The organism is Cupriavidus sp. SHE, assembly GCF_000812445.1.
In the GTDB taxonomy this organism is placed as follows: domain Bacteria; phylum Pseudomonadota; class Gammaproteobacteria; order Burkholderiales; family Burkholderiaceae; genus Cupriavidus; species Cupriavidus metallidurans.
Genome location: NZ_JWMB01000021.1, coordinates 243,430 through 269,436, shown reverse-complemented (window position 1 = coordinate 269,436; position 26,007 = coordinate 243,430). Strand labels below are relative to the sequence as shown.

The 26,007-nt window shown below is 62.9% G+C and carries 27 protein-coding genes; 26 read left to right on the top strand and 1 reads right to left on the bottom strand.

Features of this window, described 5'->3' with window-relative positions; all coding sequences use genetic code 11:
• Positions 1-44 precede the first annotated feature (44 nt).
• The 12 genes from RN01_RS12275 (at position 45) to RN01_RS12220 (ending at position 11,337) form a co-directional block, all read left to right on the top strand.
• Complete coding sequence (locus tag RN01_RS12275) at positions 45-686, top strand: NADH-quinone oxidoreductase subunit J (RefSeq protein WP_017512778.1); 642 nt, start codon at positions 45-47, stop codon at positions 684-686.
• 17 nt (positions 687-703) lie between these two features.
• On the top strand, positions 704-1,009 hold the full coding sequence (gene nuoK, locus RN01_RS12270) for an NADH-quinone oxidoreductase subunit NuoK (protein WP_008643358.1): 306 nt from the start codon (positions 704-706) through the stop codon (positions 1,007-1,009).
• 61 nt (positions 1,010-1,070) lie between these two features.
• Entirely contained in the window at positions 1,071-3,149 is a 2,079-nt protein-coding gene (gene nuoL / locus RN01_RS12265; protein ID WP_017512777.1) for an NADH-quinone oxidoreductase subunit L, read from the top strand.
• Between the two features lie 28 nt (positions 3,150-3,177).
• The gene (locus RN01_RS12260; RefSeq protein ID WP_011515752.1) at positions 3,178-4,644 is read left to right on the top strand and encodes an NADH-quinone oxidoreductase subunit M; all 1,467 of its coding nucleotides are present in this window, start codon (positions 3,178-3,180) and stop codon (positions 4,642-4,644) included.
• Positions 4,645-4,663: 19 nt separating this feature from the next.
• On the top strand, positions 4,664-6,139 hold the full coding sequence (nuoN, locus tag RN01_RS12255; RefSeq protein ID WP_024569116.1) for an NADH-quinone oxidoreductase subunit NuoN: 1,476 nt from the start codon (positions 4,664-4,666) through the stop codon (positions 6,137-6,139).
• 21 nt (positions 6,140-6,160) lie between these two features.
• Entirely contained in the window at positions 6,161-6,469 is a 309-nt protein-coding gene (locus tag RN01_RS12250) for a DUF2818 family protein (RefSeq protein WP_008643366.1), read from the top strand.
• Positions 6,470-6,517: 48 nt separating this feature from the next.
• The gene (locus tag RN01_RS12245; protein WP_024569118.1) at positions 6,518-7,153 is read left to right on the top strand and encodes an NUDIX domain-containing protein; all 636 of its coding nucleotides are present in this window, start codon (positions 6,518-6,520) and stop codon (positions 7,151-7,153) included.
• A 206-nt stretch (positions 7,154-7,359) separates the two neighbouring features.
• Positions 7,360-7,827 (top strand): DUF1178 family protein, encoded by a 468-nt coding sequence (locus RN01_RS12240; RefSeq protein ID WP_017513613.1) that lies wholly within the window; start codon positions 7,360-7,362, stop codon positions 7,825-7,827.
• 91 nt (positions 7,828-7,918) lie between these two features.
• Complete coding sequence (locus RN01_RS12235; RefSeq protein ID WP_008643372.1) at positions 7,919-9,121, top strand: acyl-CoA dehydrogenase family protein; 1,203 nt, start codon at positions 7,919-7,921, stop codon at positions 9,119-9,121.
• 13 nt (positions 9,122-9,134) lie between these two features.
• Positions 9,135-10,253 carry an acyl-CoA dehydrogenase family protein gene (locus tag RN01_RS12230; RefSeq protein WP_017513614.1) on the top strand — a complete coding sequence of 373 codons (1,119 nt, stop codon included), beginning with the start codon at positions 9,135-9,137 and terminating at the stop codon, positions 10,251-10,253.
• A gap of 64 nt (positions 10,254-10,317) precedes the next feature.
• Positions 10,318-10,767, top strand: coding sequence for a MaoC family dehydratase (locus tag RN01_RS12225; RefSeq protein ID WP_008643386.1), 450 nt, complete (start codon positions 10,318-10,320; stop codon positions 10,765-10,767).
• A gap of 96 nt (positions 10,768-10,863) precedes the next feature.
• Positions 10,864-11,337 carry a MaoC family dehydratase gene (locus tag RN01_RS12220; RefSeq protein WP_011515758.1) on the top strand — a complete coding sequence of 158 codons (474 nt, stop codon included), beginning with the start codon at positions 10,864-10,866 and terminating at the stop codon, positions 11,335-11,337.
• Positions 11,338-11,746: 409 nt separating this feature from the next.
• Here RN01_RS12220 and RN01_RS33895 read toward each other — a convergent pair whose 3' ends face one another.
• Positions 11,747-11,941, bottom strand: coding sequence for a hypothetical protein (locus tag RN01_RS33895; RefSeq protein ID WP_133258038.1), 195 nt, complete (start codon positions 11,939-11,941; stop codon positions 11,747-11,749).
• Here RN01_RS33895 and cyoA point away from each other — a divergent pair.
• The 14 genes from cyoA (at position 11,940) to ureC (ending at position 26,005) form a co-directional block, all read left to right on the top strand.
• Positions 11,940-12,908 (top strand): ubiquinol oxidase subunit II, encoded by a 969-nt coding sequence (gene cyoA, locus RN01_RS12215; RefSeq protein WP_011515759.1) that lies wholly within the window; start codon positions 11,940-11,942, stop codon positions 12,906-12,908. The genes RN01_RS33895 and cyoA overlap by 2 nt on opposite strands.
• Before the next feature lie 8 nt (positions 12,909-12,916).
• The gene (cyoB, locus tag RN01_RS12210; protein ID WP_011515760.1) at positions 12,917-14,890 is read left to right on the top strand and encodes a cytochrome o ubiquinol oxidase subunit I; all 1,974 of its coding nucleotides are present in this window, start codon (positions 12,917-12,919) and stop codon (positions 14,888-14,890) included.
• Positions 14,891-14,895: 5 nt separating this feature from the next.
• Positions 14,896-15,540, top strand: a complete 645-nt coding sequence (cyoC, locus tag RN01_RS12205; protein WP_008643394.1) for a cytochrome o ubiquinol oxidase subunit III — start codon at positions 14,896-14,898, stop codon at positions 15,538-15,540.
• Positions 15,541-15,891: a cytochrome o ubiquinol oxidase subunit IV gene (gene cyoD / locus RN01_RS12200; RefSeq protein ID WP_008643397.1), complete on the top strand. Its 351-nt coding sequence runs from the start codon at positions 15,541-15,543 to the stop codon at positions 15,889-15,891.
• Between the two features lie 318 nt (positions 15,892-16,209).
• Positions 16,210-17,469 (top strand): urea ABC transporter substrate-binding protein, encoded by a 1,260-nt coding sequence (gene urtA, locus RN01_RS12195; RefSeq protein ID WP_008643399.1) that lies wholly within the window; start codon positions 16,210-16,212, stop codon positions 17,467-17,469.
• A gap of 100 nt (positions 17,470-17,569) precedes the next feature.
• Positions 17,570-19,207 (top strand): urea ABC transporter permease subunit UrtB, encoded by a 1,638-nt coding sequence (gene urtB, locus RN01_RS12190; RefSeq protein ID WP_024569119.1) that lies wholly within the window; start codon positions 17,570-17,572, stop codon positions 19,205-19,207.
• A gap of 1 nt (position 19,208) precedes the next feature.
• Positions 19,209-20,411, top strand: coding sequence for an urea ABC transporter permease subunit UrtC (urtC, locus tag RN01_RS12185; RefSeq protein ID WP_017515217.1), 1,203 nt, complete (start codon positions 19,209-19,211; stop codon positions 20,409-20,411).
• Positions 20,408-21,256: an urea ABC transporter ATP-binding protein UrtD gene (gene urtD / locus RN01_RS12180; RefSeq protein ID WP_017515218.1), complete on the top strand. Its 849-nt coding sequence runs from the start codon at positions 20,408-20,410 to the stop codon at positions 21,254-21,256. The genes urtC and urtD overlap by 4 nt, the downstream gene beginning before the upstream one ends.
• 2 nt (positions 21,257-21,258) lie before the next feature.
• On the top strand, positions 21,259-21,951 hold the full coding sequence (gene urtE, locus RN01_RS12175; RefSeq protein ID WP_008643406.1) for an urea ABC transporter ATP-binding subunit UrtE: 693 nt from the start codon (positions 21,259-21,261) through the stop codon (positions 21,949-21,951).
• Positions 21,952-22,059: 108 nt separating this feature from the next.
• Positions 22,060-22,941, top strand: coding sequence for an urease accessory protein UreD (locus RN01_RS12170; RefSeq protein WP_039016672.1), 882 nt, complete (start codon positions 22,060-22,062; stop codon positions 22,939-22,941).
• A 34-nt stretch (positions 22,942-22,975) separates the two neighbouring features.
• Positions 22,976-23,278 carry an urease subunit gamma gene (locus RN01_RS12165; RefSeq protein ID WP_011515766.1) on the top strand — a complete coding sequence of 101 codons (303 nt, stop codon included), beginning with the start codon at positions 22,976-22,978 and terminating at the stop codon, positions 23,276-23,278.
• A gap of 44 nt (positions 23,279-23,322) precedes the next feature.
• Complete coding sequence (locus RN01_RS12160; protein WP_011515767.1) at positions 23,323-23,958, top strand: HupE/UreJ family protein; 636 nt, start codon at positions 23,323-23,325, stop codon at positions 23,956-23,958.
• 23 nt (positions 23,959-23,981) lie between these two features.
• On the top strand, positions 23,982-24,287 hold the full coding sequence (locus tag RN01_RS12155; RefSeq protein WP_011515768.1) for an urease subunit beta: 306 nt from the start codon (positions 23,982-23,984) through the stop codon (positions 24,285-24,287).
• Positions 24,287-26,005: an urease subunit alpha gene (gene ureC / locus RN01_RS12150; RefSeq protein ID WP_008643414.1), complete on the top strand. Its 1,719-nt coding sequence runs from the start codon at positions 24,287-24,289 to the stop codon at positions 26,003-26,005. The genes RN01_RS12155 and ureC overlap by 1 nt, the downstream gene beginning before the upstream one ends.
• Positions 26,006-26,007 lie beyond the last annotated feature (2 nt).

Here is a 26,007-nt window from a genome sequence, read left to right as displayed (position 1 = left end):
GGGAGGCTGTGTGCAAGCGGCCCAAAGAGGATCCGATAGGGACCATGGAACTCACGACCACCATCTTCTATGTCTTTGCCTTGGTGCTGGTGCTGTCCGCACTGAAAGTCATCACGGCAAAGAACCCGGTGCATTCCGCACTGTTCCTCGTCCTGGCGTTCTTCACCGCCGCAGCGATCTGGATGATCCTGAAGGCGGAATTCCTCGCCATCCTGCTCCTGCTCGTGTACGTCGGCGCCGTGATGGTGCTGTTCCTGTTCGTCGTGATGATGATCGATATCGACATCGAGCATCTGCGGCGCGACTTCTGGACCTACGTGCCGATGGCCTCGATCATTGGCGCGCTGATCATTGCCGAAATGGCGATTGTGCTTGTGCGCAACTTCATCGGCACGACCAACGCCGTGCTGCCCCCGGGCGCGCAGGATCCGAACTATTCGAATACCGCCGCGCTGGGCAAGCTGATCTACACCGACTACATCTACGCGTTTGAAGTGGCCGGCATCATCCTGCTGGTGGCCATCATCGCTGCCGTTGCACTGACGCTGCGCCGTCGCAAGGATGTGAAGGCACAGGACGTTGGCGCCCAGCTCCGCGTGCGCCGCGACGAGCGCGTGCGTCTGGTGAAACTGCCGGCCGAGGGCCGGGCCGAAGCGGATGCCGCGGCAGCCGCCAACAAGAACTAAAGCCCGGAGAAACCGCTGTGCTCTCTCTCGCCCACTTCCTCGTCCTCGGTGCGATCCTGTTTGCGATCAGCATCGTTGGCATCTTCCTGAACCGCAAGAACGTGATCGTGCTGCTGATGGCGCTCGAACTGCTGCTGCTTGCGGTGAACATGAACTTCGTCGCCTTCTCGCACTACATGGGCGACCTGGCTGGTCAGGTTTTCGTTTTCTTCATCCTCACGGTGGCCGCCGCCGAGTCGGCAATTGGTCTGGCAATCCTGGTTGTGCTGTTCCGTAACCTGGACACGATCAACGTGGACGACATGGATACCCTCAAGGGCTGATTCATGACCGCATCCACATTGAACCAAGACTGCTCCCCGATCGCACACCAATAAGCGTCCTATGGCAACCACGCTCAACCCCAACCTGCTGCTGGCGATTCCGCTGGCGCCGCTCGCCGGCGCCGCGATAGCTGGTCTGTTCGGTACCAAGTTCTTCGGCACGTTTTCCTCGGAGTCGCGCGGCGGCCGGATCGTGGCGCATTCGGCAACGATTCTCGGCGTTGCCATCGCTTTCGTCCTGTCGGTGATGGTGCTGCTCGACGTGCTCAACGGCGCGGGCTACAACGCCACCGTGTACGAGTGGATGACGATCGGCAGCCTGAAGATGGAGGTCGGCTTCCTGGTCGACTCCCTGACCGCGATGATGATGGTGGTCGTGACCTTCGTCTCGCTGATGGTGCACATCTACACCGTCGGTTACATGGAAGGGGACCCCGGCTACAACCGATTCTTCGCCTACATCTCGCTCTTCACCTTCTCGATGCTGATGCTGGTGATGAGCAACAACTTCCTGCAGCTGTTCTTCGGCTGGGAAGCGGTGGGCCTGGTGTCGTACCTGCTGATCGGTTTCTGGTATACCCGCCCGACGGCGATCTTCGCGAACCTGAAGGCGTTCCTGGTCAACCGTGTGGGTGACTTCGGCTTCATCCTCGGTATCGGCCTGCTGCTGGCATACAGCGGCAGCATGAACTACACGGATGTCTTCGCTACCCGCGAGCAGCTGGCCACCGTGATCTTCCCGGGCACTGACTGGATGATGATCACCGTGGCCTGCATCTCCCTGTTTATCGGCGCGATGGGCAAGTCGGCGCAGTTCCCGCTGCACGTCTGGCTGCCTGACTCGATGGAAGGCCCGACCCCGATCTCGGCACTGATTCACGCGGCAACCATGGTGACCGCCGGTATCTTCATGGTGGCGCGCATGTCGCCGCTGTTCGAACTGTCGGACACCGCGCTGTCGTTTGTGCTGGTCATCGGCGCGATCACCGCGCTGTTCATGGGCTTCCTGGGCATCATCCAGAACGACATCAAGCGCGTGGTTGCTTACTCCACGCTGTCGCAGCTCGGTTACATGACCGTCGCGCTGGGCGCTTCGGCCTACTCGGTGGCCGTGTTCCACCTGATGACCCACGCGTTCTTCAAGGCACTGCTGTTCCTGGCCGCGGGTTCGGTGATCATCGGCATGCACCATGACCAGGACATCCGCAACATGGGCGGCCTGCGCAAGTACATGCCGATCACGTGGATCACGTCGTTGGTCGGTTCGCTGGCCCTGATCGGCACGCCGTTCTTCGCGGGCTTCTACTCGAAGGACTCGATCATCGAGGCCGTGGCCGAATCGCATATCGCTGGCTCGGGCTTCGCCTACTTCGCGGTGCTGGCCGGTGTGTTCGTGACCGCCTTCTATTCGTTCCGCATGTACTTCCTGGTGTTCCACGGTGAAGAGCGCTTCGGCAAGGCCGACGACCACCATGGCAACCACCATGACGAGGAAGTCTCGCACGACCATCACCACGGTCTGGCCCCGGGCCAGAAGCCGCATGAGTCCCCGTGGGTCGTGACGCTGCCGCTGGTGCTGCTGGCCATTCCGTCGGTGATCGTTGGCGCCATCGCCATCGAGCCGATGCTGTTCGGCGAATTCTTCAAGCATGGCGTGGCCTTCAAGGACGTGATCTTCGTCGGCGAAAACCATCATGCGATGGAAGAGCTGAAGGAAGCGTTCCATGGCTGGGTGCCGATGGCGATTCACTCGCTGACGACGCCGGTGCTGTGGCTGGCTATCGCAGGCGTGGTGCTGTCGTGGTTCTTCTACATGAAGCGCCCGGACATCCCCGCAGCAATCAAGCAACGTTTCTCCGGTCTCTACAAGCTGCTGGACAACAAGTACTACATGGACGCGATCAACGAGGCGGTCTTCGCTCGCGGCGCGCGCCTGCTGGGTACCGGCCTGTGGAAGGGTGGTGACCAGAGCTTCATCGACGGCCTGTTCGTCAATGGTTCGGCCCGCGTGGTGGCGTCGTTCGCTGCGGCAAGCCGCTACCTGCAGTCCGGTTATATCTACCATTACGCTTTCGCGATGATCATCGGCATGTTGGTGCTCCTGACGCTGACGATCACTGGCGTGATAGGCACCAAGTGATAGGCACCAAAGCAAGGAAAACATAGAAATGGTTCTGTCTTTCGCAATCTGGCTGCCTATCTTCTTCGGGCTGGTGGTACTGATGTTCGGCTCCGACCGAAGCAAATGCTTCGTGCGCTGGATGGCGCTGTTCGGCGCTATCGTCAGCTTTGCCGTCACGCTGCCGCTGATCTTCCACTTCGACACCGCTTCCGCTGCGATGCAGTTCGTCGAGCAGGCGACGTGGATCGAGCGCTTCAACATCCAATACCACCTGGGTGTGGATGGCATCTCGATGTGGTTCGTGGTGCTGACCGCATTCATCACCGTGATCGTCGTGATCTCGGCCTGGGAAGTGATCACCGAACGCGTGGCCGAGTACATGGCCTCGTTCCTGATCCTGTCGGGCCTGATGGTCGGTGTCTTCTCGTCGCTGGACGGCCTGCTGTTCTACGTGTTCTTCGAAGCCACGCTGATCCCGATGTACATCATCATCGGTGTCTGGGGCGGCCCGAACCGCGTGTATGCGGCGTTCAAGTTCTTCCTCTACACGCTGCTCGGCTCGCTGCTGACCCTGGTCGCGCTGCTGTACCTGTACAACAAGACGGGCTCGTTCGACATCCTGACCTGGCACCAGGCCAAGCTGACGATGAACGAGCAGATCGCAATCTTCCTCGCGTTCTTCATGGCCTTCGCGGTGAAGGTGCCGATGTGGCCGGTGCACACCTGGCTGCCGGACGCCCACGTGGAAGCGCCGACCGGCGGTTCCGTGGTGCTGGCGGCGATCATGCTGAAGCTGGGCGCCTACGGTTTCCTGCGGTTCTCGCTTCCGATCGCCCCGGACGCCAGCCACTACCTGGCCCCGTTCATCATCACGATCTCGCTGATCGCCGTGATCTACATCGGCCTCGTGGCACTGGTCCAGGCCGACATGAAGAAGCTGGTGGCGTACTCGTCGATCGCTCACATGGGTTTCGTGACGCTCGGTTTCTTCATCTTCAATGAAATCGGCATCGAGGGCGGCATCATCCAGATGATCTCGCACGGTTTCGTGTCGGGCGCGATGTTCCTGTGTATCGGTGTGCTCTATGACCGCGTGCACTCGCGCCAGATCGCCGACTACGGCGGTGTGGTGAACGTGATGCCGAAGTTCGCGGCGCTGTCGGTGTTCTTCGCGATGGCCAACTGCGGCCTGCCGGCTACCTCGGGCTTCGTGGGCGAGTTCATGGTGATCCTGGGTGCCGTCAAGTTCAACTTCTGGATTGGCCTGCTGGCCGCCACGGCCCTGATCTTCGGCGCGGCTTACTCGCTGTGGATGGTTAAGCGCGTGATCTTCGGCGATATCGTGCACGAGCACGTGCGTGAACTGGTGGACCTGAACAAGCGTGAATTCTTCATGCTCGGTCTGCTGGCGATCATGACGCTGTACATGGGTCTGTACCCGAAACCCTTCACCGACGTGATGCACGCATCGGTGGTGAACCTGCTGTCCCACGTGGCACAGTCCAAGCTGTAAGCGGGGGAGAGAAATCAACATGCAATCGTCCTCTAGCCTGGCCCCGGTGGCGCCAATCATTTTCCTGGCGATCGCCATTGCGGCGATCAACTGGATCGACCTAGCCCGCGGCAAGAACCGCACCAGCGTGGCGTACCCGCTGTCGCTGCTGACTACGCTGGTGCTGACCGTATGGTTCGGCATCGACGCGGCAGGCGGCGAAACGCACTACGCGTTCGCCAACCTGGTCGTGATCGACCCGATGGCGAACGTGCTGGCTGCGTTCTGCTCGCTGGGTATGCTGCTGACGCTGATCTACACGCGTAGCTATCTGGCCGAACGGGACATGTTCGCAGGCGAGTTCTACATGCTCGCGCTGTTCACGCTCGGCGGTCAGATCGTGATGATCACCGGCAACAACTTCCTGACGCTGTACCTGGGTCTGGAACTGCTGTCGCTGTCGTCGTATGCGCTGGTTGCCCTGCGCCGCGACTCGCGCGTGACGTCCGAATCGGCGATCAAGTACTTTGTACTGGGCGCGCTCGCATCGGGCTTCCTGCTCTACGGCATGTCGATGATGTACGGGGCCACCGGTTCGCTGAACCTGGGTGAAGTGTTCCGCGTGGTCGAGTCGGGCCGCGTCAACACGACGATGCTGGCCTTCGGCGTGGTGTTTATCGTGGCCGGTGTGGCGTTCAAGCTGGGTGCCGCACCGTTCCATATGTGGATCCCGGACATCTACCAGGGTTCGCCGACCGCCGTGACGCTGCTGATCGCTGCTGGTCCGAAGGTTGCCGCATTCGCGCTGATCATCCGCCTGCTGGTGGAGGGCCTGCTGCCGCTGGCGACCGACTGGCAGGTCATGCTGGTGATCCTGTCGATTGCTTCGCTGGTCATCGGTAACCTGACGGCTATCGTTCAGACAAATCTGAAGCGGATGCTGGCGTACTCGACGATCTCCCACATGGGCTTCGTGCTGCTGGGCATGCTTTCGGGCGTGGTGGCCAACAAGGCCGACGGCGCAGTGAACGCCTACAGCTCGTCGATGTTCTACTCGATCACGTACATGCTGACCACGCTGGGCACGTTCGGCCTGATCCTGGTTCGCACGCGCAAGGGCTTCGAGGCAGAAACGCTCGATGACCTGAAGGGCATGTCGCGCCGTCATCCATGGTTCGCGTTCCTGATGCTGGTGATGATGTTCTCGATGGCCGGCATTCCGCCGACCGTTGGCTTCTATGCCAAGCTGTCGGTGCTGCAGGCGGTCGTGTCGGCAGGCATGAGCTGGCTGGCCGTGGTGGCAGTGGTGTTCTCGCTGATCGGCGCGTTCTACTACCTGCGCATTGTGAAGCTGATGTACTTCGATGCACCGGTTGGCGAAGAGCCGCTGGAAGCTTCGACTGGCCTGCGTTCGGTGCTGAGCCTGAACGGCCTGGCCGTGATCCTGCTGGGTCTGTTCCCGGCTGGCCTGATGGACCTGTGCTTCCAGGCCATCCGTGCTACGCTGGCGTCCTGATTTTTCAGGCAAGGTGACGCAATGAGTTCCTCGGCAGGTGGTTGGTTTGTCATCCTTTTGGCACTGGTGTGTGCCAACCTGCCGTTCGTCAACCAGCGCCTGTTCGCCGCGGTGGGCCTGAAGTGGGCCCGCAAGCCGTTGTGGCTGCGTCTGGTGGAACTATTCATGTGGTACGTGGTGGCTGGCCTTGCCGGCTTCGCAGTGGAGGCGAGCCTCGGCAACGCCTTCCCGCAAGGCTGGCAGTTCTACGCCATCACCGCCTGCATGATGCTGGTGTTTGCCTTCCCCGGCTTCACCTGGCAATACCTGGTCAAACATCGCACGGCCTGATTGCGGCCAGACCCTCGCGCCGGGGCCCGTGCCACACCCGGAGCGTTCATGATCGACAAGACCCCAGCCGTATCGTCCGAAGAGCGTGACGATCACCTCAGGGAAACTGCCGTCGCTTCCGCGACCATCCATCGCGGCAAATTCCTCACCCTCAAGCAAGACATCGTGCGCCTGCCCAATGGCAAGCAAGCCGGGCGTGAGTACGTGCTGCATCCGGGCGCAGTCATGATGATCCCGCTGTTCGACGACGGCACGGTGCTGATGGAGCGCCAGTTCCGCTACCCGATCGGTGAAGTGATGCTCGAATTTCCGGCGGGCAAGCTCGATCCGCAAGAGGGCGCGCAACGCTGTGGTGAACGCGAGTTGCTCGAGGAGACCGGCTACACCGCGCGTCGCTGGGATTACCTGACGCGGATCCACCCTGTGATCTCCTACTCGACCGAGTTCATCGATCTGTTCCTGGCGCGTGATCTGACCGCCGGCGAGGCGAAACTCGATGATGGCGAGTTCCTGGAAACCTTTATCACGCCGGTGGGCCAGGTGATCGATTGGGTACGTCAGGGCCGTATTACTGACGTCAAGACGATCATCGGCGCGCTCTGGCTGGAGAAGATCGTCTCTGGCGCCTGGCAGCCGGGCGAGCAAAGCGAGCCTCCGTTTCCTGACAATCGCAGCATCGGCTGAAACGGCGCATAACTGCTAAGCTACTGCGCCGCCTTGCAGGCTTGAGTCTGCCTCAGCGCCAGTCTCCGCATGGGGTTTTCCCTTGCTCCGGCGTAATTGTGTTTAGGACGCATCCTGCCAGGCAAAAACGGTCAGCGAAAAAATTAGCACGACCGTTCACAAAATTTCGATTCACGGCTAATATTGCCCGACGGGCTGGAAAGATCATGAAGGTGCTCGACCTGCGCTGTGCGCAAGACCATCGTTTCGAGGGTTGGTTTGCCTCGGAGGAAGATGCGCAATCGCAGATTTCGCGTGACCTCGTCCAATGCCCGGTCTGTGGTGACCATGCCGTCTCCCGCCTGCCCAGCGCGCCGCGCCTGAATCTTTCGGGTGCCACCGCCAAGCCGGCGCAGGCGCAGGTCCGGAATGCCGAGGAAGGCAAGGCCGACGCGCAGCAGATGATGCAGGCGCTGCAGGCCCACTATCTGAAGGCAGTCAGGCAGGTACTGGCGCAGACCGAGGACGTGGGAGAACGTTTCGCCGAGGAAGCGCGGCGCATGCACTACGAGGAAGCGCCGGAGCGCGGTATCCGCGGTTCGGCAACGCCGGAAGACGTGCAGGCGCTGGCCGACGAAGGCATCGAGACCTTTCCGCTCATCGTGCCGGATGCGCTGAAGCAGACGGCCCACTGAACAAGCATCCTGTGCCCGGTTTACCTCGCGCAGTGATGCGCGAGGTAAAACAAACGGCCGGCGCCCGCCGGCACCACCAATGGAGACGGGCATGGATCTCAATTACTCGGCGGCCGACATCGCCTTCCGTCAGGAAGTGCGTAGCTGGCTCGAAGCCAACCTGCCGGCGGAAATCCGCGAAAAGGTACTCAACCACCGCCGCCCCAACCGCGACGATCTGGTGCGCTGGCACAAGATCCTGGCTGGCAAGGGCTGGTCCGCGCCGCACTGGCCGGTCGAGTTCGGTGGCACGGGCTGGAACGCCACGCAACGCCACATCTGGGACGAGGAAAATGCCCGCGTCGGCGCGCCTGGCGTGCTGCCGTTCGGCGTGGCGATGGTCGCGCCCGTGATCATGAAGTACGGCAATGCAGAGCAGAAGTCGTACTACCTGCCGCGTATCCTCGACTGCACCGACTGGTGGTGCCAGGGCTATTCGGAGCCGGGTTCGGGTTCGGATCTGGCTTCGCTGAAGACCCGTGCCGAGCTGACGTCGGATGGCAAGCACTACATCGTCAACGGCCAGAAGACCTGGACCACGCTCGGCCAGCACGCCGACATGATCTTCTGCCTGGTGCGCACTGACCCCGAGGCCAAGAAGCAAGAGGGCATTTCGTTCCTGCTGATCGACATGAAGACGCCGGGCATTACCGTGCGCCCGATCATCATGCTCGACGAAGAGCATGAAGTGAACGAAGTCTTCTTCGACAACGTCAAGGTGCCGGTCGAAAACCGCGTCGGCGAGGAAAACCGTGGCTGGACCTATGCCAAGTACCTGCTCGGCCATGAGCGTACCGGCATTGCGCGCGTGGGTAACTCCAAGCGCGAACTGGGCTTCCTGAAGCGCGTTGCCCGCCAGCAGCAGAAGAACGGCAAGCCGCTGCTCGAGGATCCGGTGTTTGGCGCCAAGGTTGCCGCGCTGGAAATCGAACTGATGGCGCTGGAGATCACCGTGCTGCGCGTGGTGTCGAGCGAAGCCGCTGGCAAGGGCCCCGGCCCCGAGGCATCGATGCTCAAGATCAAGGGCACCGAGATCCAGCAGATGCTGACCGAACTGATGGTCGAAGCGGTCGGCCCGTACGCCCAGCCGTTCGATCCGGCGTACCTGGAGTGCGAACACGAGCACGCCGTGACCGGCTATGACGACGCCGCCCCGCTGGCCGCGTACTACTTCAACTATCGCAAGACCTCCATCTACGGCGGTTCGAACGAAATCCAAAAGAACATCATCAGCCAGATGATTCTGGGGCTGTGAGGAGACACGCAACATGAACTTCAATCTCAGCGACGAACAGAAGCAACTGGCCGACGCGATTCGCCGTTTTGTCGAGAAGAGCTACGACTTCGAATCGCGCAAGAAGAACATCAAGGGCGCGAATGGCTACGGCGAGCAGGCCTGGGGCGGTCTGGTCGAACTCGGCCTGACCGCGCTGCCGGTGCCCGAGGCGCAAGGTGGTTTCTCCGGTACGGCTGTCGACATGATGGTGGTGCAGCAGGAACTGGGCCGCGGCCTGGTGGTGGAGCCGTACTTCGCGACGGTGGTGGCCGCGCAGGCGCTCAAGCTGGCCGGTGGCCAGGAAGCGCTGCTCGAGCAGGTGGCTGGTGGCGAACTGAAGCTGGCCACGGCGTTCAATGAGCAGCAGGCACGCCATGAACTGAACAACGTGACCGTGACGGCCAAGGGCGGCAAGCTCAACGGTCGCAAGGTCGTGGTGACCCACGGCGCCCAGGCTGACAAGCTCGTGGTGTCGGCACGCACCAGTGGCGCCCAGTCGGACCGTGACGGCATCTCGCTGTTCCTGGTCGATACCAAGGGTGCCGGTGTCAGCGTCAAGGACTACCGCACGATCGACAACCTCCACGCGGCCGACGTGACGTTCCAGGACGCACCGGCCACGCTGATCGGCACGGAAGGCAAGGGCTGGGATGTGCTCGAGGCCACCGCCGACTACGCCGCCGTGCTGCTGTGCGCCGAAGCCGTTGGTGTCATGGATACGCTCAACGCCGCCACGCTCGAGTACGCGAAGACCCGCCAGCAGTTCGGCGTGGCCATCGCGCGCTTCCAGGCGCTGCAGCACCGCATGGTCGAAATGATGATCCACGCGGAGCAGTCGCGTTCGATCACGCTGCTGGCCGCGGCGCGCTTCGACGAGGCCAGCCCCGAGGAGCGCCGCCGCTACGTGTCCGCCGCCAAGGCGCGCGTCGGCGTGGCAGCCCGCGCGGTGGGCCAGGAAGCCGTGCAGATCCACGGTGGCATGGGTGTGACCGACGAACTGCCGGCCGCGCACATGTTCAAGCGCCTCACGCTGATCAATACGACCTTCGGCGATGTGGACCACCATCTGGGCCGCTTCGCCAGCCAGCCCGGCTTCCAGGAAGCTGCCTGAGTATTGCGTAAGTGTTCAAACCGCGCCGGTGACCCCGAGCGCGGTTTTTTCATTGGAGGACTTGATGTCCAAGATGTATTTCGAGGATTACGTTGTCGGCAGCGAGCACCCACTCGGGAGCTATACGGTCACCGAAGAGGAGATCATCAGCTTCGCACGCCAGTACGACCCGCAACCGTTTCACGTCGACAAGGCCGCGGCGGAGCAGAGCATCTACGGTGGGCTGATTTCCAGCGGCTGGATGACCTGCGGCATCATCATGCGTCTGCTGGTGCTGTCGATGGGGGATCGCTCCACAAGCATGGGGTCGCCCGGCGTGGATGAAGTCCGCTGGATCAAGCCGGTCTATGCCGGTGACACCCTGACTGCCGTGCTGAGAGTTCTGGACGTGCGTCCGTCGAGCTCCAAGCCTGACCGCGGCGTGGTGATGACCCAGTGGGTGGCTAGCAACCAGAAGGGCGAGGTTGTGTGCACGGTCAAGGGCATGGGGATGTACAAGCGCCGCCCGGCCTGACGCACGCCGTTTGTTCATTGCCCTCTGCCGCGCGTGGGAGAGGGAAGGGCTACCCAACCAGAAAAGAACGACAAGAACGACAAGGAGACAAGCACCATGCGTACCATCGCATCGTTGGAAGAACTGGAGTCGCTGCAGGGCGAGGAAGTGGCTGTCAGCGACTGGATCGAAATCACGCAGCAGCAGGTGAACCTGTTTGCCGAGGCCACGGGCGATCACCAGTGGATCCATATCGACGTCGAGCGCGCCAAGCGTGAGTCGCCGTTCGGCGCACCGATCGCGCACGGCTTCCTGACCCTTTCGCTGCTGCCCCAGCTCATGCAGAACGCGATCCACATGGAAGGCGTCAAGATGGGTGTCAACTATGGTCTGAATCGCGTTCGTTTCACATCGCCGGTGCCGGTGGGCAGCCGTCTGCGAGGACGCGTGAAGCTGCTCAAGGTCGAGCGGCTGGACCCGCTGCCGAATGGCCTGGTCGGTGCGCAGTCCACCTGGGAGGTGACGATCGAGCGGGAAGGTGCGGATCGACCGGTCTGCGTGGCAGAATCGATCAGCCGACGCTACTCCTGACGTATCCGATTCGTCAGTACTGTCGCTCGACAATGAGGGCCGCGAGATCGCGGCCCTTGTCGTTTGTCCAGCGAAATCGTGGAAAAACAAGCAACCACGAGATGACTGTTACCCCGTTGCGACAGGTCAAGGAATTGTCCGATTAAAAGAACAGTGTTTCTGTTGTGTCTGGGTTTACCCGTAATGTTGCGTTGCGGTACAGTCCCGCCCACGATGTTTTATGTAATGCGATATCCGCTCGGAGACCGTTCTCACTGCGCTGGTGAGGCGGTTGAAGCAAGTGGATATGGCGTGAACATCGTGACACAACGCTCGTTCCGGTGGCAGTTCCGAACCGGGACAGACGCAGTTCAGGCAGTCGGTCACCTCAGCGCACGCACCCGCCCCCTCAGGCGCGCGCACGCAGTCGTCAGTTGCTGTCCAAGCCGCGTTCATGGCGTTGCCCGGCCGCATGGTCCGCAGGCGTTTGCATCGCCCATTTCGCAGCGCCAGCTTTGGACACGTCCTCCGGTTTTCCCCAGCCCAGCCAGCCAGTTGCCACGTGCAGCAGGTAGGCGGTGCCACGCTTGTGCACAGGCGTGGCGCAACCAGACCGTCGTGACATGAAGAAACCAAAAATGCCGCCCCTGATGCGGTACCTGCCTTGCCTTGGCCTGCTCCTGTTGGCCGGCTGCGACTTCGCGCTGATGAACCCGAAAGGGCAAGTCGGCGTCGACATCAAGGGCATCATCCTGATCGCCACCTGGCTGATGCTGCTGGTCGTCGTACCGGTCATCATCCTGACGCTCGTGTTTGCGTGGAAGTATCGCGCCAGCAACACGTCTGCTGAATACGATCCGAACTGGTCGCACTCCACCCGCATCGAAGTGGTGGTTTGGCTGATCCCCTGCCTGATCATCATCGCGCTGGGCATCATCACCTGGAAGTCGTCGCACGATCTCGACCCGTACAAGCCGCTCGAGTCGAACGTCAAGCCGGTGACCGTGGAAGCCGTGGCGATGAACTGGAAATGGCTGTTCATCTATCCGGAACTGAAGATCGCGACGGTGAACCAGCTCGCGCTGCCGGTGAACACGCCGGTGAACTTCAAGATCACGTCGGATTCGATCATGAATTCGTTCTTCATCCCGCAACTGGGTAGCCAGGTTTACGCCATGGCTGGGATGGAGACCAAGCTGCACCTCATCGCCAATGAAGCCGGCACGTTTGACGGCATGTCCGCCAACTACAGTGGCGGCGGCTTCTCGGGCATGAAGTTCAAGGCCATCGCCATGTCGAATTTCGAGTTCGACAAGTGGGTGGAAAAGGTGCGCGCGTCCGAAAAGCAGCTCGCGTCCGAGGACTACAAGGTCCTGGCCAAGCCGAGCGAAGCGGAACCGGTGACGTACTTCGGCAAGGTCGAAGACGGTCTGTACACCGGCATCCTGCATCAGTACATGGGCGGCGACGGCCATGCAATGGCCCGCGAAGGTTTTGATGGCGGTCCGGTCTGCACGTCGCGTAACACGCTCGGTGAAGAGCGGGTGTCCATGGCCACGCCGGCCAAGCCGGCGCTGGGCGCGCAAATCTAGGAGCAATGATGTTTGGCAAATTGAGTTTGTCGGCGATTCCGTTTCATGAGCCGATCATCATGATCACGCTGAGCTGCGTGGCCCTTGGCGGGCTGGCGCTGCTCGGTGCGATCACGTACTTCAAGAAGTGGGACTACCTGTGGACCGAGTGGATTACCTCGGTCGATCACAAGCGCATCGGCGTGATGTACTCGCTGGTGGCGCTGATCATGCTGCTGCGCGGCTTTGCCGACGCCGTCATGATGCGTACCCAGCTGGCGGTTGCCACCAACGGCTCCACCGGCTTCCTGCCGCCTGAGCACTATGACCAAGTGTTCACGGCCCACGGCGTGATCATGATCTTCTTCGTGGCCATGCCGCTGATGACGGGGCTGATGAACCTCGTGGTGCCCCTGCAGATCGGCGCACGCGACGTGGCGTTCCCGTTCCTGAACACGCTGAGCTTCTGGCTGTTCGTGGCCGGCGCGATGCTCGTGAACGTCTCGCTGGGCGTTGGCGAATTCGCGCGTACCGGCTGGCTGGCCTATCCGCCGTTGTCGGGTCTGGACTACAGCCCGGGCGTGGGAGTGGACTACTACCTCTGGTCGCTGCAGATATCAGGGCTAGGGACATTGCTGACCGGCGTGAACTTCCTGGTGACCATCCTGAAGATGCGCGCCCCGGGCATGACGCTGATGCGCATGCCGGTGTTCACCTGGACGGTCCTGTGCACCAACGTGCTGATCGTGGCTGCCTTCCCGGTGCTGACGGTGTCGCTGGCACTGCTGGGCCTGGACCGCTACTTCGACATGCACTTCTTCACGAACAACGGCGGCGGTAACGCCATGATGTACGTGAACCTGATCTGGATCTGGGGCCACCCCGAGGTCTACATCCTGATCCTGCCGGCGTTCGGTATCTTCTCGGAAATCATCTCTACGTTCTCGGGCAAGAAGCTGTTCGGTTACAAGGGGATGGTGTATGCCACCAGCGCGATCATGGTGCTGTCGTTCATCGTGTGGCTGCACCACTTCTTCACGATGGGCTCTGGCGCCAACGTGAACGCGTTCTTCGGCATCACGACGATGATCATCTCGATCCCGACGGGCGTGAAGATCTTCAACTGGCTGTTCACGATGTACCGTGGCCGTGTGCAATTCACGTCGCCGGTGCTGTGGACGCTGGGCTTCATGATCACGTTCGTGATCGGTGGCATGACCGGCGTGCTGATGGCCGTGCCGGCTGCTGACTTCGTGCTGCACAACAGCCTGTTCCTGATTGCTCACTTCCACAACGTGATCATCGGCGGCGTGCTGTTTGGCTACCTGGCCGGCGTGACCTACTGGTGGCCGAAGGCCTTCGGCTTCAAGCTGAACGAGCGTCTGGGCAAGTGCGCCTTCTGGTGCTGGCTGGTGGGCTTCTACTTCGCCTTCATGCCGCTGTACGTGCTGGGCCTGATGGGCATGACCCGTCGTCTGAACCACACCGACAACCCGGCCTGGACGCCGTGGCTGCATCTGGCCGTGGTGGGCGTGGTGTTCGTGGCGCTGGGCATCTTCTTCCAGGTGCTGCAGATCGTCGTGTCGATCCGCGACCGCAAGAAGCTGGCAGACGTGACGGGCGACCCGTGGGGTGGCCGCACGCTGGAATGGGCAACCTCGTCGCCGCCGGCGTTCTACAACTTCGCGCACACCCCGGTGGTGCGTGACCTGGACGCGTTTGCCGATATGAAGGCACGTGGCGAGACGATCCGCACGGATGGCTTCGAGCAGATTCACATGCCGAAGAACACCGCGGCTGGTTTCTACATGGGTGCATTCAGCCTGGTGCTGGGCTTCGCGCTGACGTGGCACATCTGGTGGCTTGCCGCCGTGGGCCTGATCGGCATGGTCGTGGCGTTCATCCGCCGCGCCAACGATGACCACATCGATTACTACGTGCCGGCCTCCGAGGTCGAGCAGATCGAAACGCGCTACCAGCAGCGCATTGCTGCCCAGGGCTGATAACCATGTCGACAGAAGTTCTTGACCGCTTCGGGGCGAAAGCCCCCGCGCATGCGCACTCGCACGACGAGGCGCACGACCACGCGCATCACGACACCAGCGAGAACACCGTCTTCGGTTTCTGGCTGTACCTGATGAGCGACTGCATCTTGTTCGCGTGCCTGTTCGCCGCCTTCGCCGTCCTGCGCGGCGAAGTGGCGGGTGGCCCGTCGGGCAAGGAGATCTTCGAGCTCAACTACGTGCTCGTGGAAACCGCCATCCTGCTGTTCTCGTCGATCACCTACGGCTTTGCCATGGTGTCGATGCAGAACCATCAGAAGGGCCGCGTGATGTTCTGGCTGGGCGTGACGTTCCTGCTGGGCGCCGCGTTCATGGGCATGGAAATCAACGAGTTCGCGCACCTGATTCACGAGGGTGCCGGCCCGAGCCGCAGCGCGTTCCTGTCGTCGTTCTTCACGCTCGTGGGTACCCACGGTCTGCACGTTGCCAGCGGCATGCTGTGGATGCTCGTGCTGATGTGGCAACTGTCGAAGAAGGGCCTGACCCCGGTCGTGGCCAAGCGCCTGAACTGCCTCAGCCTGTTCTGGCACTTCCTGGACGTGGTCTGGATCGGTGTGTTCACCGTGGTCTACCTGATGGGAGCAATGTAAATGGCACAGCAACACGCTTCGACCGCCGCTCACGGCGCGTCGCATGGCCACAGCAGCGTCAAGTCGTATGTGATTGGCTTCGTGCTGGCGGTGATCCTGACCGTGATTCCGTTCAAGATCGTCATGGACGGCACGATGGAACGCGGTACCATGCTGTGGATCATCCTGGGCATGGCGGCCGTTCAGATCGTCGTGCACCTGAAGTACTTCCTGCATCTGGATGGTTCGAACGGTCAGCGCTGGAACGTGATGGCGCTGCTGTTCACGGTACTGATCCTGTTCATTGTGCTGGCCGGTTCGCTCTGGATCATGCACAACATGAACGCCAACATGATGCCGTGGATGAAGTAACGGTTCATACGGTCGTTTGAAAAACGGGGCCTTCGGGCCCCGTTTTTTATTGGCCACGGTGCGCAACGCACCGGCATCGGCCACGGCTGCACCGGTTCACGCCGGTCCGCACCCGAACGGCGCTGCACATTCGCGGTGCGCCTGCGGATTTCCCTCCGGCCCCACCGGCGGCACCAGCGTGGTGCGGCACGGTCCCCCTCCCGTCGATTTGTCACGTAATGGTGACCCGGTCACGCGTGTTTCCCTTGGCACGCTAGTTGCAGATGTGCTCTCCGGGGTGCGTAGTCCCTAATCACATACGACAAACTGGGAGCTGCAATGAAACGACGTGACATGCTGAAGCTGTCGGCGGTGGCCGCCGCGGCGATGATCGGTACCAGCCCGCTGATGGCGCAGACCAAGGAGCCGATCAAGGTCGGCATCCTGCATTCGCTATCGGGCACGATGGCCATCTCCGAAACGTCGCTCAAGGACGTGGCGCTGATGACGATCGACGAGATCAACAAGAGCGGCGGCGTGCTGGGCCGCAAGCTCGAGCCCGTGGTGGTGGACCCCGCTTCCAACTGGCCACTCTTCGCGGAGAAGGCGCGTCAGCTCATCACCAAGGACAAGGTGGCGGTCACGTTCGGATGCTGGACGTCGGTATCGCGCAAGTCGGTGCTCCCGGTCTATGAGGAAACCAACGCGCTGCTGTTCTACCCGGTGCAGTACGAAGGTGAGGAGATGTCGAAGAACGTGTTCTACACGGGCGCGGCACCCAACCAGCAGGCGATCCCGGCAGTGGAATACCTGATGAGCAAGGAGGGCGGCGGCGCGAAGCGCTTCTTCCTGCTGGGTACCGACTACGTCTATCCGCGCACTACCAACAAGATCCTGCGTGCGTTCCTGAAGAGCAAGGGCGTGGAAGACAAGGACATCGAAGAGGTCTACACCCCGTTCGGTCATAGCGACTACCAGACCATCGTCGCCAACATCAAGAAGTTCTCGCAGGGTGGCAAGACCGCCGTGATCTCCACGATCAATGGCGACTCGAACGTGCCGTTCTACAAGGAACTCGGCAACGCCGGCCTGAAGGCCAAGGACGTGCCGGTGGTGGCCTTCTCGGTGGGCGAGGAAGAACTGCGCGGCATCGACACCAAGCCGCTGGTGGGCCATCTGGCTGCATGGAACTACTTCATGTCGGTCAAGAACCCCGAGAACGAAGCGTTCAAGAAGCAGTGGGCCGCGTGGGTCAAGGCCAACAACCTGCCGGGCGGCGACAAGCGCGTGACCAACGACCCGATGGAAGCTACCTACGTGGGCATCCATATGTGGGCGCAGGCCGTGAAGAAGGCAGGCAGCACCGATCCGGACAAGGTGCGTGCCGCGATGTACGGCCAGACCTTCAAGGCGCCCGATGGCTTCACGCTGACGATGGGTGACAACCACCATCTCTACAAGCCCGTGATGATTGGCGAGGTCAAGGGCGACGGCCAGTTCTCGGTGGTGTGGAAGACGCCGAAGCCGGTCCGCGCGCAACCGTGGAGCCCGTTCATCGCCGGCAATGAAGGCAAGGCGGACAAGGTGGCGGGCAACTGACGGTCTGTTGCTCCCACTCCCGTGCTCGGGAGTGGGAGCAAACCACAGGTGAACGCCAACAACCCCAAGATGCGATCCATCGCGCGAACCAGGCTCCTGAATGCACCGACCCAATATCCGTACATGGCTGCGTGTCATGCTCGCCGCGCTGCTGCTGGCCGCGGCACCGTTGTGGGCCGCCACGCCGCTGACGCAGGCCGACCTCAAGCCATTGGCCGAGGATGACTACGATGCCAAGACCGCAGCGCTGAACAAGCTCACTCAGGCGCCGGCGGAGCAGGCCGGCCCGATCCTGAAGGCCTTGCAGGATGACGCGCTGCAGTACGCGCCCTCCGTCGGCATGGTGCGCCAGGATGGCGACAAGACCGTCGACGCGGTCACCGGCAAGCCGGTCACCGTGAAGGCGGACGAGCTCGAATCGCTGACGCTGAATAACAGCCTGCGCGCCATCGTCGATAGTGCCGCGAGCAGCCTGGAGCTGCAGTCACCGGACATCGCGGTGCGCACGCAGGCCATCAGTACGCTGTTCGATCAGCCGGAGAACGCTTCGCGTGCGGCGGTGGAGGCCGCGCGCAAGGCCGAGGCCGATGCCGGACTGCGGGCGAGGCTCGACGTGATCTGGGCCAACACGGTTCTCGCGCAAGGTGCCGAGGCGGGCCGGGACGCGCGTATCGAGGCGATTCGCATCCTCGGCCACGACAGCAATCCGCAATCGCGCCAGAAGCTGATGCCGCTGGTCGAGCGCGACGCGGGCGGCAAGTACAAGGAGGCCGACGAAGGCGTGCGTGTGGCCGCGCAAGTGGCCATTGACCAGTTGCGTACCGAACAGCGCCGCGCCGAACTGCTCGGCAACCTGTTCGCGGGTCTGAGCCTTGGCAGCGTGCTGCTGCTGGCGGCGCTGGGTCTGGCGATCACGTACGGGCTGATCGGCGTCATCAACATGGCGCACGGCGAGTTTCTGATGATCGGCGCCTATGCCACCTACGTGGTGCAGACGCTGTTCCGTGCCTACGCGCCCAATGCGTTTGACTGGTACCTCGTAGCGGCCGTGCCGGTGTCGTTCCTGGCTGCCGGAGCCGTTGGTTTCGCGCTCGAGCGAATCGTGCTGCGCCATCTCTATGGCCGCCCGCTGGAGACGCTGCTGGCCACGTTCGGTGTCAGCCTGCTGATGATGCAGGCCGTGCGTACGATCTTCGGCGCGCAGAACGTGGAAGTGGCCAATCCCGCGTGGATGAGCGGCGGCATCGAGGTACTCGCCGGGCTCGTGATTCCGTACAACCGCATCATCATCATCCTGTTCGCGCTGGGCGTGGTGACGGTGGCATGGGCGGTGCTGAATCGCACGCGCCTGGGCCTGTTCGTGCGCGCCACGACGCAGAACCGCACGATGGCGGCCTGCGTGGGCGTGCGGACGTGGAAGGTGGACAGCTACGCGTTCGCATTTGGCGCCGGCATCGCCGGGCTCGGCGGTTGCGCGCTCTCGCAGATCGGCAACGTGGGCCCGGACCTGGGGCAAGCCTACATCATCGACTCGTTCATGGTGGTGGTGCTGGGTGGCGTCGGGCAGCTGGCGGGCACGATCGTGGGCGCGTTCGGCCTCGGCATCATCAACAAATTCATCGAGCCGTTCTATGGCGCGGTGCTGGCCAAGATCTTCGTCCTCGTGCTGATCGTGCTGTTTATCCAGAAGCGGCCACAAGGACTTTTCGCGCTCAAGGGGCGCAGCGCGGAGGCCTGACATGAGCAGCTTTTCCTCGAAACCCGGCAAGTCATTCACGCTATCCGTGCCGGAACGCCAGCCGCTGTTCTCCACGCGCATGTGGATGGCGATGGCGGTACTGACCCTGGTCGTGGCGATCGGCGTGCCAGTCTGCGCGCTGGTCGTGCCGGAAGGCCACGCGCTGCATCTGTCGGCCTATGCGTTGACGTTGATCGGCAAGATCATGTGCTTCGCGCTGGCGGCCATTGCGCTCGATCTGGTGTGGGGCTATTGCGGCATCCTGAGCCTCGGCCATGGTCTTTTCTTCGCGCTGGGCGGGTATGCGATGGGCATGTACCTGATGCGGTCGATCGGTCGCGAAGGTGTCTACAAGAGCGATCTGCCCGACTTCATGGTGTTCCTGGACTGGAAGGAGCTGCCGTGGTTCTGGCATGGCACCGAGCACTTTCCCTACGCATTGCTGCTGGTGGTACTGGTGCCGGGCGTGCTGGCGTGGCTGTTTGGCTTCTTCGCGTTCCGGTCCCGCATCAAGGGCGTGTACCTGTCGATCATCACGCAGGCTATGACGTACGCCGCGATGCTGCTGTTCTTCCGCAATGAAACGGGCTTCGGCGGCAATAACGGCTTTACCGACTTCAAGCGCATCGCCGGTTTTGCCGTGGCTGCGCCGCAGACGCGTGCCGCGCTGTTCGTGCTGACGTTCCTTGCACTGCTGGCCGGATTCGTGGCCTGCCGCTACATCGTCACGTCCAAGCTCGGCCGGGTGGTGACCGCCGTGCGCGACGCGGAGATGCGCGTGATGTTCTCGGGCTACAACCCGCTCGGGTACAAGCTCTTCGTGTGGACGTTCTCGGCTGTGCTTTGCGGCATTGCCGGAGCGCTGTACGTGCCGCAGGTCGGCATCATCAACCCGAGCGAGATGTCGCCCGCGAACTCGATCGAAATGGCGGTGTGGGTCGCCGTCGGCGGGCGCGGCACGTTGATCGGGCCGGTAGTGGGGGCATTCCTGGTCAACGGCGCGAAGACGATGTTCACGGCCTATTTCGCGGAGTACTGGCTATTCCTGCTCGGCGCGATGTTCGTGCTGGTGACGCTGTACCTGCCCGATGGCGTGGTGGGCCTCTGGCGACGCCTGCGTGACCGTCGCACCTCGAAGGTAGAAACCGGAGCCGCCGATGAAGCGGAAGCGGTGGTGGCGTCGCAGCAAGGGAGCAAGGCATGAATTCGGTACTGGGTGAAGGCAAGGCGGAAAGCGGGGACGCCACCGGGCTGGGCCGGATCGTCGAACCCGGCGTCATCGACACCACGCACGGTCCGATCCTCTACATCGAGGACCTGACCGTGCAGTTCGACGGCTTTCGCGCGCTGAACAAGCTGTCGTTGTCGATCGATCACGGTGAACTGCGCTGCGTGATCGGCCCGAATGGCGCCGGCAAGACCACGATGATGGATGTCATCACCGGCAAGACCGGGCCGCGCAACGCCAACGTGACCGGGCGTGTGTTCCTGGGGCAGACCATCGACCTGATGCGGCTGACCGAACCGCGCATCGCGCAAACCGGCATTGGTCGCAAGTTCCAGAAGCCGACCGTGTTCGAGCAGCACGCGGTCTGGGAGAACCTGGAACTGGCGATGAAGGCCGACAAGCGCTGGTGGGCGTCGCTGCGTGCACGGCTGACGCTGGAGGGGCATCGCCGCATCGAGGAAACGCTGGCGCTGACCGGGCTCGAGGACGAAGCCTACCGGCCTGCGGGCTTGCTGTCACATGGCCAGAAGCAGCGGCTCGAGATCGGCATGTTGCTGATGCAGCAGCCTCAGCTCCTGCTGCTCGACGAACCGGTGGCCGGCATGACCGACGAGGAAACCATGCAACTAGCCGCGCTGCTCAACAGTCTGCGCGGTAGCTGCTCGATGATGGTGGTCGAGCACGACATGGAATTCGTCGCCGCGCTGGCCGGTGACGCTGGCACGGTGACCGTGCTGGCGGAAGGCAGCCTGCTGGCCGAAGGCACGCTCGACGCCGTGAAGCGCGACGAACGCGTGATCGAATCCTACCTGGGAAGATAACGATGCTGCAGGTCAACGCAATCAATCAGTTCTACGGCGGCAGCCATATCCTGCGCGACGTATCGTTCGAGGTGCCGCATGGCAAGCTGACGACGCTGCTGGGCCGCAATGGGGTGGGGAAAAGCACGCTGCTCAAGTGCCTGATGGGCGTGGTGCCCACGCGCAGTGGCAGCATCAGCTGGGACGGCAAGGCGCTGGAAAAGAAGGCGCCTTACGAACGTGTCTCGGCGGGGCTGGCCTACGTGCCGCAGGGCCGCGAGATCTTTCCTCGGCTGACCGTCGAGGAGAACCTGCTGATCGGCGCCGCCAGCCGGGCGAGGCCATCGGGCGTGCCCGACCGCATCTATCAGTTGTTTCCTGTGCTGCGCACGATGCGCCAGCGCCGTGGCGGCGATCTGTCGGGTGGTCAGCAGCAGCAACTGGCCATCGGCCGGGCGCTGATGAGCGAGCCGCAGTTGCTGATTCTCGACGAGCCGACCGAGGGCATCCAGCCGTCGATCATCCAGGATATTGGCCGTGCCTTGCGGTTGCTGGTGGACGAGTTCGGTATGACCGTGCTGCTGGTGGAGCAGTACTACGAGTTCGCGCGGCACCTGGCCGACCACTACGTGGTGATGAGTCGTGGCGAGGTCGTGGCCAAGGGCGATGGGGCAACGATGGAGCAGGACGGCGTGCGCGCGCTGATTGCGGTTTGAGCGTGCATTCGAACGACCCTGATGGTTGTCCGGGCACCTTTCTGTGACGGCTGCCACGCGCTATGATCTGGCGCACCGGCCCCCGCCTGAACCGTCTTGCCATCTTCGATGCGCCATCCGGATTTTCCATCGCAACTCGCCATGACATCAGCCTGGCATGCCAGCCTGCGCCTGCGCTTTGCCGCGCGCGCCGGCCGGACCGCCATGGTCGAGCGGCGCCACGAGGGGCCGCTGCGGGTGCAGAAGCCGCTCTATCCCGAAGGGGAGATTTGCCACGGGGTGGTGCTGCATCCGCCCGCCGGCGTGGCGGGCGGCGATCGTCTCGACATCGACATTGCCGTGGCATCGGGCGCCCATGCCGTGCTGGCCACGCCGGGTGCTACCAAATGGTACAAGTCGCTCGGTCGCGATGCGGCGCAACATGTGCGGATCGAGGTGGCAGCCGGCGGGAAGCTCGACTGGCTGCCGCAGGAGAACATCGTGTTCGACGATGCCCGTGCCCGGATCACGACGGATGTGGTGGTGGCGCCCGGTGGCAGCGCGATCGGCTGGGACGCCGTGGTGCTGGGTCGCCAGGCGTCGGGCGAGCGATGGGCCAGCGGCGCGTTATGGCTCGACACTCGCGTGGGTGACCCGGACCGCGCGCTGTGGATCGAACAATCGCATTTCGATGGCGCATCACCGCTGCGTGGTGCCGTGGCCGGCATGGATGGACTGCATATCCTCGGCACACTCTGGGCGATCGGGCCGGGCGCCACGCAGGAGCTGGCGGAAGCGCTGGCCGAGCGTCTGCCATATCGTGCCGATCTGCGCGCCGGCGTGACCTGCCTGGCTGGACATGGCGCGACCACGGCGCAGTCGATGCTGCTGCTGCGCGTGCTTGGCAGCGATATGGAAGCGGTGCGCCACCTGATGATCGATGCGTGGACCGTGCTGCGCCAGCCGATGCATGGCGTGCCGGCAAGGCCGCTGCGCCTGTGGTCGACCTGAGAACCCAATACCTCGAACAACAAGGAATCCGATCATGGAACTGACGCCGCGCGAGAAAGACAAGCTGCTGATCTTCACCGCCGCGCTACTGGCCGAACGCCGTCGCGCGCGCGGTCTCAAGTTGAACTACCCGGAAGCGGTGGCGCTGATCACCGCCGCCATCATGGAAGGCGCGCGCGATGGCCGCACCGTGGCGGAACTGATGCACGAAGGAACCACCGTGCTCGCACGCGAGGACGTGATGGATGGCGTGGCCGAAATGATCCCCGAGATTCAGGTGGAAGCCACGTTCCCGGACGGCACCAAACTGGTCACCGTGCACCACCCGATCGTCTGAATCCGCGTCACCGTCGCAGCCATTCACAAGAAGAGGAAAACCCTATGCACCGCATGCTCCGTTCCCGCCTGACTGCAGGCGTAGCGATGTCGCTGGCCTCCGTCTCTGCCTTCGCGCATCCCGGCCACGACGCCGCCACCGTTGGTGCCAGCCTCTGGGCCGGCCTGGCCCACCCGTTCACGGGCGCCGACCACCTGCTGGCGATGGCCGCCGTGGGCGTGTGGAGCGCGCTGGCAAGTTCGCCGCGCAGCGCCTTCGGTCAGACATCGAAGATGGATCTGATGCGCTTGCCGCTCGCGTTCGTGGCAATGATGCTGGTGGGTGCCGCGCTCGGTCTGGCTGGCGTGACGCTGCCGGCCGTCGAGCCGATGATCGCCGTCTCGCTGCTCGTGATCGGACTGCTGGTAGCCGCACGCGCGCGTCTGTCGGCATGGGCAGGCATGGCGATTGTCGGCGGCTTCGCGCTGTTTCACGGCTATGCGCACGGTGCTGAGTTGCCGGCCACGGCTGCGGCACTGCCCTCGGTGCTGGCGTATGTGGGCGGTTTTGCCGTGGCCACGATGACACTGCACGTGCTCGGCATCGGCGCGGGGGCGTTCCTTCGTCGTCACGCCGGCTGGCTGGCGCGCGTGGCTGGCGCTGGGGTGGCGCTGTACGGCGTCGGCCTGCTGGTCGCCTGATCTTCCCCCCAGGAGCTTTTGCGATGATTCCCGGTGAACTGATGCCGCTCGACGGCGAGATCGAACTGAATGCGGGGCGTCCCACGGTCACCGTGACCGTGGCCAACACTGGCGACCGGCCGGTGCAGGTCGGCTCGCACTTCCATTTCTACGAAACCAACGCCGCGTTGTCGTTCGACCGCGAGGCCGCGCGCGGCTATCGCCTCGATATCGCCGCCGGCACGGCTGTGCGCTTCGAGCCGGGGCAGTCGCGCACGGTGCAACTCGTGGCGCTGGACGGTGACCGCATCGTCTATGGTTTCAACGGCAGAATCATGGGAGCACTCTGATGAGCGTGAAGATCTCCAGACAGGCCTATGCCGAGATGTTCGGCCCGACCACGGGCGACAGGCTGCGCCTTGCCGACACGGACCTTGTGATCGAAGTCGAGCGCGATTTCACGATCTACGGCGAGGAAGTGAAGTTCGGCGGCGGCAAGGTGATTCGCGATGGCATGGGCCAGAGCCAGCGCATGTCGAAGGACTGCGTCGACACGGTGGTCACCAACGCACTGATCATCGACCACTGGGGCATCGTGAAGGCCGATATCGGGCTGAAGCACGGGCGCATCGCGGCAATCGGCAAGGCGGGTAATCCGGATATCCAGCCGGGGGTGACGATCATCGTCGGGCCGGGTACCGAGGTCATCGCGGGCGAGGGGATGATTGTCACCGCTGGCGGCATCGACACGCACATCCACTTCATCTGCCCGCAGCAGATCGAAGAAGCGCTGATGAGCGGCGTGACGACGATGATCGGCGGCGGCACCGGGCCGGCGACGGGCACCTATGCGACGACCGTGACGCCGGGTCCGTGGTACATGGAGCGGATGCTGCAGGCGGCCGATGCGTATCCGATGAACATCGGCTTTCTCGGCAAGGGCAACGCCAGCCTGGCGGCGCCGCTGACCGAGCAGGTGGAGGCGGGCGCCATTGGCTTGAAGCTGCACGAGGACTGGGGCACCACGCCGCAGGCGATCGACACCTGCCTGTCCGTGGCCGATGCCACCGATACGCAGGTGGCGATCCACACCGATACACTTAACGAAGGCGGCTTTGTCGAGGCGACGATAGCCGCGTTCAAGGGCCGCACGATCCATACGTATCACACCGAGGGCGCAGGTGGCGGCCATGCGCCGGACATCATCAAGGTTTGCGGCGAGGCCAATGTGCTGCCGTCGTCGACCAATCCGACGCGCCCGTACACCGTGAACACGCTGGACGAGCACCTGGACATGCTGATGGTCTGCCATCATCTGGATCCGGCCATTGCGGAGGACATCGCGTTCGCCGAGTCGCGTATCCGTCGCGAGACCATCGCGGCCGAGGACATCCTGCATGACCTGGGCGCGTTCTCGATGATCTCGAGCGATTCGCAGGCCATGGGCCGCGTGGGCGAGGTGATCATTCGCACGTGGCAGACCGCGCACAAGATGGCCGCGCAGCGCGGCAAGTTGCCCGGCGATCCACACGATGCGCGCGGCGGGCACGACAACTTCCGCGTCAAGCGCTATATCGCCAAGTACACAATCAATCCGGCGCTCACGCACGGTATCGCGCACGAGGTGGGGTCGATCGAAGTCGGCAAGTGGGCGGATCTGGTGTTCTGGAAGCCGGCCTTCTTCGGCGTGAAGCCGAGCCTGATTCTCAAGGGCGGCATGATCGCGGCGGCGGCGATGGGCGATCCGAATGCCTCGATCCCGACCCCGCAGCCAGTGCACTATCGTCCGATGTTCGCTTCGGCCGGTGGGGCGCTGCCGAGATCGTCGCTCACCTTCGTCTCGCAGGCGGCGCTGGCGGCGAATGTCGGCGAGCGCTATGGCCTGGCCAAGACGCTCACCGCAGTGCGCGGCACGCGTACCGTCAGCAAACGCGACATGGTGCACAATGACTGGCAGCCGCACGTCACCGTGGATCCGGAGACTTACCAGGTGGTAGCCGATGGTCAGCTGCTGACGTGCGAACCTGCCACTGTGCTGCCTATGGCGCAGCGCTATTTCCTGTTCTGACC

What these genes read in the sequence shown, in the direction of transcription:
- RN01_RS12275 (WP_017512778.1), top strand. Translation starts at nt 45, where the DNA reads ATGGAACTCACGACCACCATCTTCTATGTCTTTGCCTTGGTGCTGGTG.
- nuoL (WP_017512777.1), top strand. Translation starts at nt 1,071, where the DNA reads ATGGCAACCACGCTCAACCCCAACCTGCTGCTGGCGATTCCGCTGGCG.
- RN01_RS12260 (WP_011515752.1), top strand. Translation starts at nt 3,178, where the DNA reads ATGGTTCTGTCTTTCGCAATCTGGCTGCCTATCTTCTTCGGGCTGGTG.
- nuoN (WP_024569116.1), top strand. Translation starts at nt 4,664, where the DNA reads ATGCAATCGTCCTCTAGCCTGGCCCCGGTGGCGCCAATCATTTTCCTG.
- RN01_RS12250 (WP_008643366.1), top strand. Translation starts at nt 6,161, where the DNA reads ATGAGTTCCTCGGCAGGTGGTTGGTTTGTCATCCTTTTGGCACTGGTG.
- RN01_RS12245 (WP_024569118.1), top strand. Translation starts at nt 6,518, where the DNA reads ATGATCGACAAGACCCCAGCCGTATCGTCCGAAGAGCGTGACGATCAC.
- RN01_RS12240 (WP_017513613.1), top strand. Translation starts at nt 7,360, where the DNA reads ATGAAGGTGCTCGACCTGCGCTGTGCGCAAGACCATCGTTTCGAGGGT.
- RN01_RS12235 (WP_008643372.1), top strand. Translation starts at nt 7,919, where the DNA reads ATGGATCTCAATTACTCGGCGGCCGACATCGCCTTCCGTCAGGAAGTG.
- RN01_RS12230 (WP_017513614.1), top strand. Translation starts at nt 9,135, where the DNA reads ATGAACTTCAATCTCAGCGACGAACAGAAGCAACTGGCCGACGCGATT.
- RN01_RS12225 (WP_008643386.1), top strand. Translation starts at nt 10,318, where the DNA reads ATGTCCAAGATGTATTTCGAGGATTACGTTGTCGGCAGCGAGCACCCA.
- RN01_RS12220 (WP_011515758.1), top strand. Translation starts at nt 10,864, where the DNA reads ATGCGTACCATCGCATCGTTGGAAGAACTGGAGTCGCTGCAGGGCGAG.
- cyoA (WP_011515759.1), top strand. Translation starts at nt 11,940, where the DNA reads ATGAAGAAACCAAAAATGCCGCCCCTGATGCGGTACCTGCCTTGCCTT.
- RN01_RS33895 (WP_133258038.1), bottom strand. Translation starts at nt 11,941, where the DNA reads ATGTCACGACGGTCTGGTTGCGCCACGCCTGTGCACAAGCGTGGCACC.
- cyoB (WP_011515760.1), top strand. Translation starts at nt 12,917, where the DNA reads ATGTTTGGCAAATTGAGTTTGTCGGCGATTCCGTTTCATGAGCCGATC.
- cyoC (WP_008643394.1), top strand. Translation starts at nt 14,896, where the DNA reads ATGTCGACAGAAGTTCTTGACCGCTTCGGGGCGAAAGCCCCCGCGCAT.
- cyoD (WP_008643397.1), top strand. Translation starts at nt 15,541, where the DNA reads ATGGCACAGCAACACGCTTCGACCGCCGCTCACGGCGCGTCGCATGGC.
- urtA (WP_008643399.1), top strand. Translation starts at nt 16,210, where the DNA reads ATGAAACGACGTGACATGCTGAAGCTGTCGGCGGTGGCCGCCGCGGCG.
- urtB (WP_024569119.1), top strand. Translation starts at nt 17,570, where the DNA reads ATGCACCGACCCAATATCCGTACATGGCTGCGTGTCATGCTCGCCGCG.
- urtC (WP_017515217.1), top strand. Translation starts at nt 19,209, where the DNA reads ATGAGCAGCTTTTCCTCGAAACCCGGCAAGTCATTCACGCTATCCGTG.
- urtD (WP_017515218.1), top strand. Translation starts at nt 20,408, where the DNA reads ATGAATTCGGTACTGGGTGAAGGCAAGGCGGAAAGCGGGGACGCCACC.
- urtE (WP_008643406.1), top strand. Translation starts at nt 21,259, where the DNA reads ATGCTGCAGGTCAACGCAATCAATCAGTTCTACGGCGGCAGCCATATC.
- RN01_RS12170 (WP_039016672.1), top strand. Translation starts at nt 22,060, where the DNA reads ATGCGCCATCCGGATTTTCCATCGCAACTCGCCATGACATCAGCCTGG.
- RN01_RS12165 (WP_011515766.1), top strand. Translation starts at nt 22,976, where the DNA reads ATGGAACTGACGCCGCGCGAGAAAGACAAGCTGCTGATCTTCACCGCC.
- RN01_RS12160 (WP_011515767.1), top strand. Translation starts at nt 23,323, where the DNA reads ATGCACCGCATGCTCCGTTCCCGCCTGACTGCAGGCGTAGCGATGTCG.
- RN01_RS12155 (WP_011515768.1), top strand. Translation starts at nt 23,982, where the DNA reads ATGATTCCCGGTGAACTGATGCCGCTCGACGGCGAGATCGAACTGAAT.
- ureC (WP_008643414.1), top strand. Translation starts at nt 24,287, where the DNA reads ATGAGCGTGAAGATCTCCAGACAGGCCTATGCCGAGATGTTCGGCCCG.